Annotated in this window: 12 protein-coding genes and 1 tRNA gene; 9 read left to right on the top strand and 4 right to left on the bottom strand. The window is 45.8% G+C overall.

The window, feature by feature from the left end; genetic code table 11:
• The first annotated feature begins 367 nt into the window (after positions 1–367).
• From pgl to LW728_RS12780, 3 genes are all read left to right on the top strand, one after another.
• The gene (gene pgl / locus LW728_RS12790) at positions 368–1,090 is read left to right on the top strand and encodes a 6-phosphogluconolactonase (protein WP_002801967.1); all 723 of its coding nucleotides are present in this window, start codon (positions 368–370) and stop codon (positions 1,088–1,090) included.
• A gap of 133 nt (positions 1,091–1,223) precedes the next feature.
• Positions 1,224–1,856 (top strand): double zinc ribbon and FHA domain-containing protein, encoded by a 633-nt coding sequence (locus LW728_RS12785; RefSeq protein WP_287766882.1) that lies wholly within the window; start codon positions 1,224–1,226, stop codon positions 1,854–1,856.
• 149 nt (positions 1,857–2,005) lie between these two features.
• Positions 2,006–3,253 carry a site-2 protease family protein gene (locus LW728_RS12780; protein ID WP_287766880.1) on the top strand — a complete coding sequence of 416 codons (1,248 nt, stop codon included), beginning with the start codon at positions 2,006–2,008 and terminating at the stop codon, positions 3,251–3,253.
• Here LW728_RS12780 and LW728_RS12775 read toward each other — a convergent pair.
• The gene (locus LW728_RS12775) at positions 3,172–3,936 is read right to left on the bottom strand and encodes a metallophosphoesterase family protein (RefSeq protein ID WP_002801964.1); all 765 of its coding nucleotides are present in this window, start codon (positions 3,934–3,936) and stop codon (positions 3,172–3,174) included. The genes LW728_RS12780 and LW728_RS12775 overlap by 82 nt on opposite strands.
• Positions 3,937–4,210: 274 nt before the next feature.
• Here LW728_RS12775 and tpiA point away from each other — a divergent pair, with 274 nt between their 5' ends.
• Positions 4,211–4,936 carry a triose-phosphate isomerase gene (tpiA, locus tag LW728_RS12770; protein ID WP_080506938.1) on the top strand — a complete coding sequence of 242 codons (726 nt, stop codon included), beginning with the start codon at positions 4,211–4,213 and terminating at the stop codon, positions 4,934–4,936.
• On the opposite strand, the gene LW728_RS12765 is transcribed toward tpiA, so the two are convergent.
• Positions 4,933–5,715 carry a fumarylacetoacetate hydrolase family protein gene (locus tag LW728_RS12765; RefSeq protein WP_043997825.1) on the bottom strand — a complete coding sequence of 261 codons (783 nt, stop codon included), beginning with the start codon at positions 5,713–5,715 and terminating at the stop codon, positions 4,933–4,935. The genes tpiA and LW728_RS12765 overlap by 4 nt on opposite strands.
• Positions 5,716–5,860: 145 nt before the next feature.
• On the opposite strand from LW728_RS12765, the gene rpsF reads away from it, so the two are divergent.
• Entirely contained in the window at positions 5,861–6,250 is a 390-nt protein-coding gene (gene rpsF, locus LW728_RS12760; protein WP_004163403.1) for a 30S ribosomal protein S6, read from the top strand.
• Between the two features lie 6 nt (positions 6,251–6,256).
• Here rpsF and LW728_RS12755 read toward each other — a convergent pair whose 3' ends face one another.
• Positions 6,257–6,955 (bottom strand): Uma2 family endonuclease, encoded by a 699-nt coding sequence (locus tag LW728_RS12755; RefSeq protein ID WP_287766878.1) that lies wholly within the window; start codon positions 6,953–6,955, stop codon positions 6,257–6,259.
• A 523-nt stretch (positions 6,956–7,478) separates the two neighbouring features.
• On the bottom strand, positions 7,479–8,216 hold the full coding sequence (locus LW728_RS12750) for a PEP-CTERM sorting domain-containing protein (protein ID WP_287766876.1): 738 nt from the start codon (positions 8,214–8,216) through the stop codon (positions 7,479–7,481).
• A gap of 369 nt (positions 8,217–8,585) precedes the next feature.
• On the opposite strand from LW728_RS12750, the gene LW728_RS12745 reads away from it, so the two are divergent.
• From LW728_RS12745 to LW728_RS12730, 4 genes are all read left to right on the top strand, one after another.
• Positions 8,586–9,269 carry a PHP domain-containing protein gene (locus LW728_RS12745; protein ID WP_190723073.1) on the top strand — a complete coding sequence of 228 codons (684 nt, stop codon included), beginning with the start codon at positions 8,586–8,588 and terminating at the stop codon, positions 9,267–9,269.
• 215 nt (positions 9,270–9,484) lie between these two features.
• Positions 9,485–11,383 carry an NAD(P)H-quinone oxidoreductase subunit F gene (locus tag LW728_RS12740; RefSeq protein ID WP_287665660.1) on the top strand — a complete coding sequence of 633 codons (1,899 nt, stop codon included), beginning with the start codon at positions 9,485–9,487 and terminating at the stop codon, positions 11,381–11,383.
• Between the two features lie 331 nt (positions 11,384–11,714).
• Positions 11,715–11,786, top strand: a tRNA-Thr gene (locus tag LW728_RS12735).
• A 132-nt stretch (positions 11,787–11,918) separates the two neighbouring features.
• Complete coding sequence (locus LW728_RS12730; RefSeq protein WP_287766874.1) at positions 11,919–12,806, top strand: lipid kinase; 888 nt, start codon at positions 11,919–11,921, stop codon at positions 12,804–12,806.
• The last annotated feature ends 21 nt before the right edge of the window (positions 12,807–12,827 follow it).

Genomic DNA, 12,827 nt, shown 5'->3' with positions numbered 1-12,827 from the left:
AATAGATTCATTAGTCTGTTTAAAAGTTCTCGCTGGGGATTCGCGGAAGGATTTTGCCGAGAGGCAATCTGACAAACTGCAATTTCTAATTAACTTTCGCTCAGCCCCCCCGCTAAACCCTACGTTAAATCGTTCTGCTTGTCAACCCCCCTCGAGAATCGACTCTAGAAATATTACCTCAATATGGCATCGGTAAACCTATCCCTGTCAAAGAATAAAATTTTCCCAAGCTCTCAGACGAGGTTTTCCCCCGGATCTCTTACCTAAGACAGAGACTCTCAAAGAATAAAATTTTCCCAAGCTCTCAGATGAGTCCTGAATGGTTAGCCTATAGTAAAGACAGCCCCCTGAGTTGATAACAAAACCCATGCAGAAATTGGTGGAAGTTTTAGCTGATAAACAAGCTCTGATCGCAAAATCTCTGGCGCTGGTTCTCGAAAAAATCACAACCAGCCTCGACCAACAGGACTATTTTACCATCGCTCTGTCCGGCGGTAGTACTCCGAAACCTCTCTACGAAGCCTTATCCTCTCAACCCCTCGATTGGTCAAAAATTCACGTTTTCTGGGGAGATGAACGCTACGTTAGTCCCGATCATCCTGACAGTAATCAACGCATGGCCCGATTAGCATGGCTCGATCGCATACCGATCCCGGCCGCTAATATTCATCCTATGCCCACGGATGACCCCGATCCCCAGCTGGCCGCCCAAAAATACGATGATCATCTCCGCCAATGGTTTGGGGTCAATTCTCCCGATTTTCCCGTTTTTGACCTGATTTTATTGGGAATGGGCGATGATGGTCACACCGCCTCTCTCTTTCCCCACACGGCAGCTTTAACGGTGAGCGATCGCTGTATCACCGTCGGCGAGAAAGACGGCAATCCCCGCTTAACTTTTACCGTTCCCCTGATCAATCAGGCCCGTTGTGTGATCTTTATCGCTGCCGGCGAAAGTAAACGCCCCGCTTTACATGAGATTTTCTCTGCCTATGGTGACTCTTTCTCCTATCCTTCCCGTCTCATCCACCCCCCGGCCGGGGAATTATATTGGTTACTCGATGCGGCGGCCGGTTCCTCGTTTGTCTAGAGAATAGGGGGAATTGGGGAATAGGGGTAATGGGGAATTTCAACTAAAACCCTAACACCCCAAAACCCTAACACCCTAACACCCAACCCCTGATCTGCTTTTTTACTTTTTCCTTTTTACTTTTTCCTTAAAAATGATCGTTTGTCCTAATTGCGAACATATTAACCCCGATGAGGCCAGTCAATGCGAGGCCTGTTATACCCCCTTACCGAGGATGTCTTCCTGTCCTAGTTGTGGGGCAACCATCCAAACTGATGCCACCTTTTGCGGTCAGTGTGGCTACAATTTACAGCCTAATTCTGCCCCCATGGTGGCAGCCGAGGCCGAATCGGAATCGGAACCTGAACCCGTCTCACCAGTCTCGACACCCACTGTCGCCTCGATCGCACCTCCTCCTGTTGCTCCTCCACCGGTTCCGGCTGCCACCCGCTTACAGACGGAAATAGCTAGTCTGCAGCACCTGCAAACCGATAGCAAAATTGAATTACCCCTACATCTATCGGTAATTCATGTCGGCAAACCTAACGATCGCATTCCCCCCGATATCGATGTTTCCGGTTTTCCCGATTCTGATATCGTCTCCCGGGTTCATGCCGATATCCGCGTCGAAGGGGGCATCTATTACCTCGAAGACAGCGGCAGCGCTAACGGAACCTACGTTAATCACACTCCCCTACCCCCCGGCAATCGTCATCGTCTCCGGGCTGGCGATCGCATTTCCCTCGGTAAAGGCGACAAAATGACTTTTATTTGGCAAATGTCTTAAAAGGAGACAGGTTTTAGGGTTTTAGGGTTTTAGGGTTTTAGTTGAATTCCCCCACTACCCCACTTCCCACTTCCCACTCCCCACTCCCCAATTCATAATTCATAATTCATAATTCATAATTCATAATTCCCACTTCCCCACTGAAAATTATGCGTACAAATTGGCGACTCGGCTCTTTATTGGGCATTCCTCTCTATATTGATTCCTCGTGGTTTTTGATTCTGGCTTTTGTCACCCTGATCAATGCCACCGATGCAGAAATTCAGTCTCTGGCCGCCCAGAGTTTCGGTTTAGCGTGGTTACTTGGTTTAATCATGGCTTTATTGCTGTTTATCTCGGTTTTACTCCACGAATTAGGTCATAGTTTAGTGGCTCGTTGCCAAGGCATCGAGGTCAATTCCATTACCCTGTTTCTTTTTGGGGGTATGGCCTCGATCGAGCGAGAATCGCGGACTCCTCCAGAGGCCCTGCAAGTAGCGATCGCTGGACCGGTCGTTAGTTTTCTCCTGTTTTGTCTCTTATCCCTAGCCAGTCACTTACCCTATTTAAACGCCAATTTAACTTATATATGCGGGCATTTAGCGATAATTAACCTGTTTTTGGCTCTATTTAATCTTATCCCCGGTTTACCCCTCGATGGGGGTCAAATTTTAAAAGCAATGGTCTGGCAAGCGACCGGCGATCGCTGGAAGGGTTTACATTGGGCTGCGATCAGTGGTCAATTCATCGGTTGGTTGGGGATTATTTTAGGGATTTTCTTGGTTCTCTTGACGGCAGATGTGGGGGGTGCCTGGTTAGGATTAATGGGCTGGTTTATCCTCAGAAATGCCAGCGCCTACGATAATTTGACTAATTTACAGGAAAGTCTCCTCAATTTTACAGCGGGAGAGGTGATGAGCAGAAATTTGCGGGTTTTAAACGCCCATCAAACCCTACAGGAATTCGCCCAAGAATACGTTTTAGACCGAGCGGCTGCCAATACTGCTTATTTTGCCGCTTCCGAGGGACGTTATCGGGGATTAATTCGGGTGGAAGATTTACAGGCGATCGAGCGGAGTTTCTGGTCAGAAAAACACCTGCTTGATATTGCCCATCCCCTCACGGAAATTCCCAGTGTTGAGGAAAAAACCCCCTTAGTGACAGTGGTGCAAAAATTGGAAACCATCCCGGACCGAATGATCACGGTGTTAACACCAGCCTCCGCCTTAGCGGGAGTGATCGATCGCGGCGATATCCTCAAGGCAATTGCGATTAAATACCAAATTCCCCTAGAGGAAACGGATATTGAACGCGCTCGCGAGGGAGTTTATCCCAGTTATTTGCCCTTGAATGTCATTGCTGCCGCTCTCGACAAAAGCGAACCGCCAAAAATCGGCGAACCGTCCTTAATGTCCTGACCTAGAGAGGATGGACGGTAATAATCTTGAATATGGCTAATCCGAAAATTTCCTCGCTGGTTAGTCTGCCACAATTTCCCCGTTTCCACATCTAAACAACTTAACCAGCCTTGGCCGTAGGCCCAAGTATCAATACAAATGGCATGGCCGAGATTAATCGGTTTCCCGCTTTTTTGGCTGGTATGGCCGCAAATCATGGTTTTTCCCGAACTATGGGCGGCGGGATATTGAAATTTCTCCCAAAAGAGTTTGTATTCTGGTTGTCTGGCTAGGGGTAGATTGGGATCGAGACCAGCGTGAACAAATAAATGATTTGCAGTTTCGTAGCTATTTATACAGACTTTTCCTAAAAAATCCCAGTGAGATTCGGGAATTTTAATCAGTTGGCCTTCGCTATAGGATTTTAGAGTAGCTTTACCGCCTTTTTCTAACCAGAGACGCTGTTTGAGGGGGTTGTTACGGGCTTGCAGCATGATAATCTCGTGATTACCCTTGAGGGGAATCAAATTTCCCTGTTTGTGTAGGGAAATCAGGCGATCGATCACCCCTTTCGAGTCTCTGCCCTTATTAACGTAATCACCGAGGGTGATTAAAGTATCTTGCGGTTTGGGATTGACGATCTCTAGCAAGTGATCTAGAGCTTTCGAGCAACCATGAATATCGCCGATCGCTAAGGTTCGCATGAGGATTTGGTAGGGGATTAGGGCATAGGTGGAAAAAGTCCAGGAATTTTACCCCCGATCCCTCCAATGGTAGGCACTTTTTGAGGTCAAAAAAGTCTAAAAGCCTTATCAAACAAAGTTTTTAGATTTATTCAGCAAACCCTAGGTAGAGGTAAAAGTATTCAAGAAATCTGTTCACGACAAACAGCGATTATCGGTGATCTTGCTTAGGGTAACAAAAAGGCTTACAGTAAAATGTACCATAAATTATCAAATCTACTAAATTAATTAAGCTGTGCCGAAAGTTGTTATTGCAGGTAACTGGAAAATGCACAAAACCCAGAGAGAAGCTCTGGAGTTTTTGCAAGATTTTAAATCCCATCTAGAGGAAACCCCGGACGACCGAGAAGTAGTTCTTTGTGCGCCTTTCACAGCTTTAGCTGTCCTCTCTAAAACCCTCCACGGTGGTCGTATTCGCTTAGGGGCGCAAAATGTCCACTGGGAAAAATCGGGGGCTTATACGGGCGAAATCTCGGCGGATATGTTAACCGAAATTGGGGTTCACTATGTGGTTATCGGTCACAGTGAACGCCGGCAATATTTCGGCGAAACCGATGAAACCGTCAATTTAAGGGTCATATCTGCCCAAAAACAAGGTTTAATCCCGATTATCTGTGTGGGAGAAAGTAAAGCCCAAAGAGATGCTGGAGAAACGGAAAAGGTAATTATCAAGCAAATTCAAGCAGGTTTAGTCAATGTTGACCAAAAAAACCTCGTTATCGCCTACGAACCCATCTGGGCGATTGGCACCGGGGAAACCTGCGAAAGCGAGGAAGCTAATCGGGTTATCGGTTTGATTCGGCAACAATTAGACAATCCCGAAGTAACCATTCAGTACGGTGGTTCGGTAAAACCCGATAATATCGATGAAATTATGGCTCAATCGCAGATAAACGGGGCTTTAGTCGGTGGGGCGAGTCTAGACCCCGCCGTATTCGCTAGGATTGTTAATTATCGTTAATCGATTTCTGCTGCCATGACGCTATTTTCCAAAACCCCGATGCCTTCTATTTCCACCCGAACCTTATCCCCCACCTGCAGCGGTCCGATTCCTTCGGGAGTTCCCGTTAAAATTACATCCCCCGGCAGCAGGGTCATCACTTGGGAGATATAAGCCACCAAGACATCGGGGGGAAAGACCATATCACTGAGATAACTGCTTTGTTTGGGTTCGCTGCCATCATTGAGAAAAGTGGTTAATTGGGCCCCGATACTCAATTCCCGGACAATCCAGGGGCCGAGGGGACAAAAACTGTCAAATCCTTTCGCCCGCGTCCATTGGCTATCTTTTTTCTGTAAATCCCTAGCGGTGACATCGTTAGCAATAGTATAACCCCAGATTTTACTTCTGGCCTGGGCTGTGGTGCAGTTTTTGGCGGTTTCTCCCATAATTAATGCCAATTCTCCCTCATAATCCACTCTTTCCGATTGGGGCGGATAAAAAATAGTTTCACCGTCGGCGATAATTGTCGTCGGTGGCTTGAGAAATAAAAGCGGTTCTTCCGGTACAGGTGTTCCCATCTCGGCGGCGTGGGCGCGGTAATTTTTGCCCACGGCAATAATTTTCGACGGGAAACAGGGGGCTAATAGTTGGTAGCTATCAGGTTCTAATTCTAGCTTGGTTAGTTGCCCTCCTTGCCAGGGAGGGGCATCAAAGACGGCAACGCTACGGTTTAACTGTAACAGTCCGTAGAAGATTTGTCCTTGACGATGTTTCACTCGTACATAGCGTTGCGCCATATTTTTCTGGGAATGACTAGCGATCGACTCTCGGATAGTAGTATGATCATATATCCTTGCTTCTTTATTAAAAGCTAGAGAGTTATTAAAATCAATTGACTCTTGGCCTTGACAAAGAAGCCTTCTAGTCCATAAGGATTCTGAGATGAGCAATAACTACGAAACTCTTTACATTCTCCGTCCCGATTTAGGGGAAGAAGTCGTTCAGCAACAAGTGGAACGTTATCGGACTCTGATTACCGAACACAGCGCCACAGACATTCAAGTTAAGGTGTGGGGTAAAAAACGTCTGGCCTATCCCATCAAAAAACTCAATGATGGTGTCTATGTGCAGATGAATTATCAGGCCAGCGGCAAACAAGTCGCCCCCATGGAACGGGCCATGCGTTTAAGTGATGAGGTTATTCGTTATTTAACCCTAAAACTCGATCGCGTGGTGGCCCCCCCTGCCGATTTATCTCCCTTAACGGAAATTCCCCCCTCTCCTATCACCGAAGCGGTGGTGGAAGATGACGGCATCTCCGCTGAAGATTAATTATAGTCACAACTGTGTCGGATCAATGCCCAATTCGCGTAATCGGGCAAAAGCGCGATCGCGTTCTTGTTGTGCTTGGTCGCGTTCTTGTTGTGCTTGGTTGCGTTCTTGTTGTGCTTGGTTGCGTTCCTCAAAGAGGGTTTCAGGGTCTTTAAATCGTTCCCCATTGGGATAAAAGACCTCTAAACCCTCTTCAAACATCTCAAACCGAATCCCTAGGATTGGGGAAGTCCAAGGAAAATTCAAGGCCGTTACTGGGAAAAAATCCTCTTGCTGATTGGCCCGTACCAATCCCCAGAAATCATGGGAGTCTGGGTCATAGAAAAACATTTCTAATACCCCATGCTCCCGATAGAAAGACTGCTTTTTGAGCATTTCCCTGGCACTATTGCTCGGAGAGAGGATTTCAAACACTACCTGGGGGGCAATATTGTCTTCTTCCCATTGTTTATAGCTGCCGCGCTCACCAGGTGGACGGCCGAAAACTACCATGGCATCGGGAGCTTGACGGGGAGCGGGTGGTACAGTTACCTGCTGGGGATACCAGAGCAAATCTCCGGCGACAAAGACGGTTTGCTCCTTAAATAAATACCTGAGATTGGCAACCAAGCGAACAATCCAGCGATATTGAACTGTGTTGTCGGCCATAGGTTTACCGTCGGAGTCAGGATAGAAAAGTTGGGGTTCGATGGGTGCTTGAACCATGCTTTATCTCTTGCGATCGCATTTTGGCCTAACTTTATTGTATCATCGCAAATCCTCGGATTGAAACCCCGTCCTTTTAGGACGGCTTTAAGCTACAATGGAAAAAGCGATAACCAAGCTAAAAACTGAACCTTGACCACAGATAGTAGGGGGTTTCGTTCAGAAAAGAAGTCAAATTCGGCCTTGAACGAGTAAAACTTTCTAGGAAATAAGGTTGAACAGGAGATTTTCTCGACTTGTTCAAAGTGGCCGTCCGGCATTCGGACAATCAAAACGGACGGGTCGGAAAGCGTAAGACTACCGCTAAGGTAGCAGTATCCTGTGAAGCGTCAACCCCATTCAACGACCATCCTAAAAAGGTGGCGTGGTGAGGAATCACCGCTCGTTTACGTCGGGGAGGATGTCAATGGATATTTTAATACAAATGCTCAGACTCCCCACTCCCGTCTCTAGACAAGAAAAAATGCGTTAAGTTTGACTTTAACGCTTATTTTTTCCATTATTTTTGCTCTAATGGCAGTGACTAGATCTTGCGACGAGCGAAAGCACCAACACCAGCAACGGCTAAGATACCGAGGATAGCAGAGGGTTCGGGGATGTCAATTGATTTTGTTGTTTGTGTGAAGTCGTTGGTGACACTGTTAAGGGAACCCCTGGTATCAGAGACACTGAAAGTGTCTCTGACGAAAAGTTTCTTGAGGTTTGACGGAACTGTAACTACGTTACCAGAAGAACCCAACGCGGTCGAAGCCATCGAACTTCCGATCAAACCCGCCCCATTGATACTATCTGACCAAACTTTCTTCTCCGTAGAGATACCAAAGTTACCTGCGCCAGTTGCATCATAGCCAATACTGAATTCTTTGAACATCTTCGTCAAAAGTTCATTTTCGCCGGGAGTGGCGGGGTCATCAACGATCTCGATCGTGTAGTCTATGATGAAAGTACCTGAAGATTGCATTAGAGCAGGAGTTGGTCTATAGTTGAAGGTGTGTCTGTCTACCGTCGATGACACGAGTTGATCTATGAGAAGAACCCCGTTATTTATGGGACCAGACGCTGGAGATGCGTCTATGAATGTAAACAACTTGTCTCCCACCCGGCAAGGAGTACTCTTGAAACTAGAAAACAATTGTCCTAATGGTAGAGAACACTCCGCCTGCGCTTGGGCGGGGGCAGCACCGGCAAAGCCGAAAGCGGCAACGCTGCCAGCGATAGCAAGAGCGCCAGTGGTTAGTCGTCTAGAGATGTTTGTGATCATTTTAAGTGGTTTGTTACTTTTTATTAGGGCAAAGTACGTAGACTACGCACTCTAGTTTAGTTATAACCTCGGCCAGATGAAATGTCAAGTTATTGACGTCTAAATTCAAGCCAAATCTCCTAAAGATTTCCTAACAACCGATAGATACAGCTTTTTCCAGCAGGTAATGATCAAGTATGACGGGATTGGGCATCATCTCTGCACGTTCGGCTAATTTCCCCATTTCCCCACTTCCCTACTTCCCCACTTCCCCACACCTTTGAAAGAGGATTTAGTATTAGTGGTAACAGCAGCTACCCAATTTTTTTTGGTATTTGCTATGCTGATTGTTAACAATTTGTAATCTTTGGGAAATTTCCTCAATACTGCATGGTCGTTTCTGCTACAATTCCACCCCTAGCTCAAGATACCCTCGCCCTGAAAGCGGTGTGGGCAAATGTCGGCTATGATAGTTGTCCCTACCATTACAATTTCCATCTCCACACCCATTGTTCCGATGGTCAAATGAGTCCCCAAGACTTGATGAGACAAGCGTTAGATATCGGACTAAAAGGATTAGCAATTACTGATCATCACTCGATCGAAGGTTATCGACAAGCCCAAATTTGGCTGGAAAATCAGCATTTAAAGAGTTCTCTACCCCATCTCTGGACAGGGGTAGAAATTACGGCGAATCTCTTAGAGACAGAAGTGCATATTCTTGGCTATGGTTTCGATCCTACTCATACCGTTTTGACTCCCTATCTGCAAAGAGCCAAACCGGAAGGAGATCTAGCTTTGGCCTCTAGAGTCATTAACAGTTTACAGCAAGCGGGGGCCCTAGTGGTTCTCGCCCATCCCTTTCGTTACCATCGCCCCGCAGCCGATTTAGTAGCGGCGGCGGTAGAATTGGGTATTGATGGTATTGAGGCCTTTTATGCCTACGGCAATCCCAAACCCTGGCTACCGAGTCAACGGGAAACCGAACAAGCACTCGCTCTTAGTCGTCAATATCAATTATTCGCCACCTGTAGCACCGATTCCCACGGTAAATCTTTATTACAGCGCATTTAGCCTGATCGCGGGATTAACTGTAAAATAACTAAATTGACTAAACTCGCTCCCTTCTCGATCGAGTATTGGTTTTTTATGGCCGTTGATCAGTGATCAGTAATCAGTAACCAGTGAAAGAGCCTAAATTTGTTGAAAATTGAAAACCTAAACCTGATAACTTAAAACTTAAACCTGATCACTGATAACTGATAACTGATAACTGAATAACCCCCCGAATGAAAGATTTATTCCTTGACACTTGCTGGTTAATTCCCATTTATGGCTTAATTGGTTCGATTTTAACCCTACCTTGGTCTTTAGGCATTATTAGTCGCACCGGTCCGCGGCCGGCGGCTTATATTAATCTATTGATGACCGTCTTAGGGTTAATACACGGAACGATCGCTTTTAATCAAATTTGGCATCGAGAGACGATTAAACTGGCTTTTGAATGGGTAAAAGTGGCCGATCTTAGTTTATCTCTTTCGATCGAACTTTCTCCCGTCAGTTTGGGGACGCTGGAAGTGATTACCCTCGTCAGTCTCTTGGCCCAAATCTATGCCCTTGGCTACATGGAAAAGGATTGGTCTTTGGCGAGATTTTATGGCTTAATGGGCTTTTTTGAGGCAGCTTTGGGGGGAATTGCCCTGAGTGACTCCCTACTATTCAGTTACGCTTTCCTAGAGATGTTAACAGTCTCTACCTATCTCCTCGTCGGTTTTTGGTATGCCCAACCTTTGGTAGTAACCGCAGCCCGAGATGCCTTTTTAACCAAGCGCGTCGGCGATATTATTTTATTGATGGGTTTGGTGGCTCTGTCCAGTTACGGAGAGGGATTGAGTTTTTCTCAGTTAGAAAATTGGGCGGTAAATAACCCTGTACCGCCTCTGACGGCGACTTTGTTAGGATTAGCCCTTATTGCTGGTCCAACGGGTAAATGCGCCCAATTTCCCCTGAATTTGTGGCTAGATGAGGCGATGGAGGGACCAAATCCAGCCGGAATCCTGCGGAATTCGATCGTGGTTTCGGCGGGGGCCTATGTTTTAATTAAGCTGCAGCCGGTGTTTACCCTATCTCCGATCGCTGCCAATGTTTTAATAGTGTTGGGGACAATGACGGCCATTGGGACTTCTCTGATGGCCTTGTCCCAAATTGATATTAAACGCGCTTTATCCCACTCCACCAGTGCCTATCTCGGTTTGGTCTTTGTGGCGGTGGGATTAGGTCATGTGGATATCGCTTTACTAATTTTATTCTCCCATGCGGTGGCAAAAGCCTTATTGTTTATGAGCGCAGGAGCATTAATTCTCACCACCAGTAACCAAAATATCACGGAAATGGGGGGAATTTGGTCAAGAATGCCAGCCACGACCACGGCTTTTTTAGGAGGTTCCGCGGGGATGACGGTTTTAATGCCCCTAGGGATGTTTTGGACGTTAAAACGGTGGTTAAGTGGCGAATGGGCGATTCCTTGGTGGTTATTAGCGGTTTTAATCTTTGTTAATTGTCTTAGCATCGTCAATCTTACTCGGGTCTTTCGTTTAGTCTTTTTGGGACAAACCCAAAGTAAAACCCATCGCACCCCGGAAGTGGCTTGGCCAATGGCTTTGCCCATGGTATCATTGATTTTAATCGTTTTATTGGCCCCGATTATTCCCCTACGTTGGGATTTTTGGCTATCTTTCACCAATCCCCTCCTTAATAACCGGAGTTTCACTATTGTCTGGGGTTTTCCCTTACTGATGGCCTCTGGAGTAATTGGCCTAGTTATCGGGTCAATGGTAGAGTTAAGACGAGCTTGGGCCAGACCAACCGGGTTAATACTGCGATTCCTGCAAGATTTGTTCGCTTATGACTTTTATCTCGATCGCATCTATCAGTTTACCGTGGTTTTGGCGGTGGGCAGCCTGTCCAAAATTACCGCTTGGCTCGATCGTTATATTATTGATGGTCTGGTTAATTTGGTCAGTTTAGCGACGATTTTTAGCGGCAGTGCCTTAAAGTATAATGTTTCCGGTCAATCACAATTTTATGTCTTGACTATTCTCTTCGGAATAGGGGGATTAATCTGGCTCTTATTAAACGGTCAATGGTCAGTGATAACTAATTATTGGTCATCCCTTTTGACTCATTGAATGTCTGTGTATCGGTCCCTAGTCTCCGGGCAGCTGACTGGGGAAGGAAAGCAGGGTGATGAATATGCTCGACAAGAAAAAATATCCACACTTCGACAAGGCTCAGTGACCACTTGGTCTATTTAGGGTCTGCTGAATAAATCTAAAAACCTTGTTGGATAAGAATTTTAGACTTTTTTCCCATCAAAAAGTGCCAGACTTTGGGGTGATCGGGGGGGAAATTTAGGCACTTTTTCCCTGAAAATGGGTAAAACCCTACACCCCACACCCTGCCCCCACGAAAAACTTTTTCAGCAGACCCTATTTATGTTATAATGGGTTGGTAAAAAATGCTGGTGTAGCTCAGTGGTAGAGCAGCTGATTTGTAATCAGCCGGTCGCGGGTTCAAATCCCATCACCAGCTTGTGGGAAAACCAACTGTTTTCAGTCCCTACAAGGCTTTGGTGGCTCGGGTTGCGGCCAAGTCTATATACAATCTCTCAAAAAGCTGGTGTTGGTCTATCTTCAGATATTGATGCTACTGAGAAACTTACCTATGACTAAAAGAGCTTTACTGCTAATCAATCGTCACTCGCGCAAGGGTAAAGAAAACTTTGCTCAAACTGTCGATCTGCTCAATCATTGGGATTTTGAAATTATCAGCGTCCCTTTGAAAAAGGTAGAAGATATACCTTTTTTGATGGAAAAATATCGCTCTAATATTGATTTAGTTATCGTCGGTGGTGGCGATGGGACTCTTAATGCTATGGTGGATGTGTTGGTAGAAACTCAACTGCCCCTAGGCATTATACCTTTGGGAACGGCTAATGATTTAGCCAGGACTTTAGGGATACCGAATTCTATTGCCGAAGCCTGTCGAATTATTGCGGAAGGTAATTTAAAATATATCGATCTAGGTTGGGTAAATAATAAATACTTTTTCAACGTGGCTAGTTTAGGATTAAGTGTGAAAATTACCCAAAAACTGAACAAGGGTTTAAAGCGACGTTTGGGGATTTTGGCCTACGCTTGGACAGCTTTACAGGTATTAAGTAAAACTCGTCCTTTTACCGCTATGATCGGTATTGATGGCCAAAATATCAAAGTTAAAACCCTACAAATAGCGATCGGAAATGGTCGTTATTATGGGGGAGGAATGCCGATCGCTCATGATGCCCAAATCGACGATCAAAGATTAGATTTATATAGCCTAGAAATTGAACACTGGTGGCAAATTTTCCCGCTTTTATGGACATTACCGCGAGGACAACAGGGTTTATTATCTTGGGTGAGAACTCTTAAGGGGAAAGAAATTCAAATTCAGACTCGTAAACCCCATAGTATTAACACAGATGGCGAAATTACTAGCACTACTCCCGCCATGTTTCGAGTTATTCCGGCCGCCTTAGGAGTCTATATTCCCCGTCAGGAAACACAATTTTAAAATTAACGAAAAGGAGGAGAA

The organism is Microcystis sp. 49638_E5 (assembly GCF_021300285.1).
GTDB lineage: Bacteria > Cyanobacteriota > Cyanobacteriia > Cyanobacteriales > Microcystaceae > Microcystis > Microcystis aeruginosa_C.
The sequence above is the reverse complement of the archived record's forward strand: the minus strand, read 5'-3'. Positions and strand labels throughout refer to the sequence as shown.

Bases quoted from the DNA above. Each gene is read 5' to 3' on its own strand.
- pgl (WP_002801967.1), top strand. From the start codon at position 368: ATGCAGAAATTGGTGGAAGTTTTAGCTGATAAACAAGCTCTGATCGCA.
- LW728_RS12785 (WP_287766882.1), top strand. From the start codon at position 1,224: ATGATCGTTTGTCCTAATTGCGAACATATTAACCCCGATGAGGCCAGT.
- LW728_RS12780 (WP_287766880.1), top strand. From the start codon at position 2,006: ATGCGTACAAATTGGCGACTCGGCTCTTTATTGGGCATTCCTCTCTAT.
- LW728_RS12775 (WP_002801964.1), bottom strand. From the start codon at position 3,936: ATGCGAACCTTAGCGATCGGCGATATTCATGGTTGCTCGAAAGCTCTA.
- LW728_RS12765 (WP_043997825.1), bottom strand. From the start codon at position 5,715: ATGGCGCAACGCTATGTACGAGTGAAACATCGTCAAGGACAAATCTTC.
- rpsF (WP_004163403.1), top strand. From the start codon at position 5,861: ATGAGCAATAACTACGAAACTCTTTACATTCTCCGTCCCGATTTAGGG.
- LW728_RS12755 (WP_287766878.1), bottom strand. From the start codon at position 6,955: ATGGTTCAAGCACCCATCGAACCCCAACTTTTCTATCCTGACTCCGAC.
- LW728_RS12750 (WP_287766876.1), bottom strand. From the start codon at position 8,216: ATGATCACAAACATCTCTAGACGACTAACCACTGGCGCTCTTGCTATC.
- LW728_RS12745 (WP_190723073.1), top strand. From the start codon at position 8,586: ATGGTCGTTTCTGCTACAATTCCACCCCTAGCTCAAGATACCCTCGCC.
- LW728_RS12740 (WP_287665660.1), top strand. From the start codon at position 9,485: ATGAAAGATTTATTCCTTGACACTTGCTGGTTAATTCCCATTTATGGC.
- LW728_RS12730 (WP_287766874.1), top strand. From the start codon at position 11,919: ATGACTAAAAGAGCTTTACTGCTAATCAATCGTCACTCGCGCAAGGGT.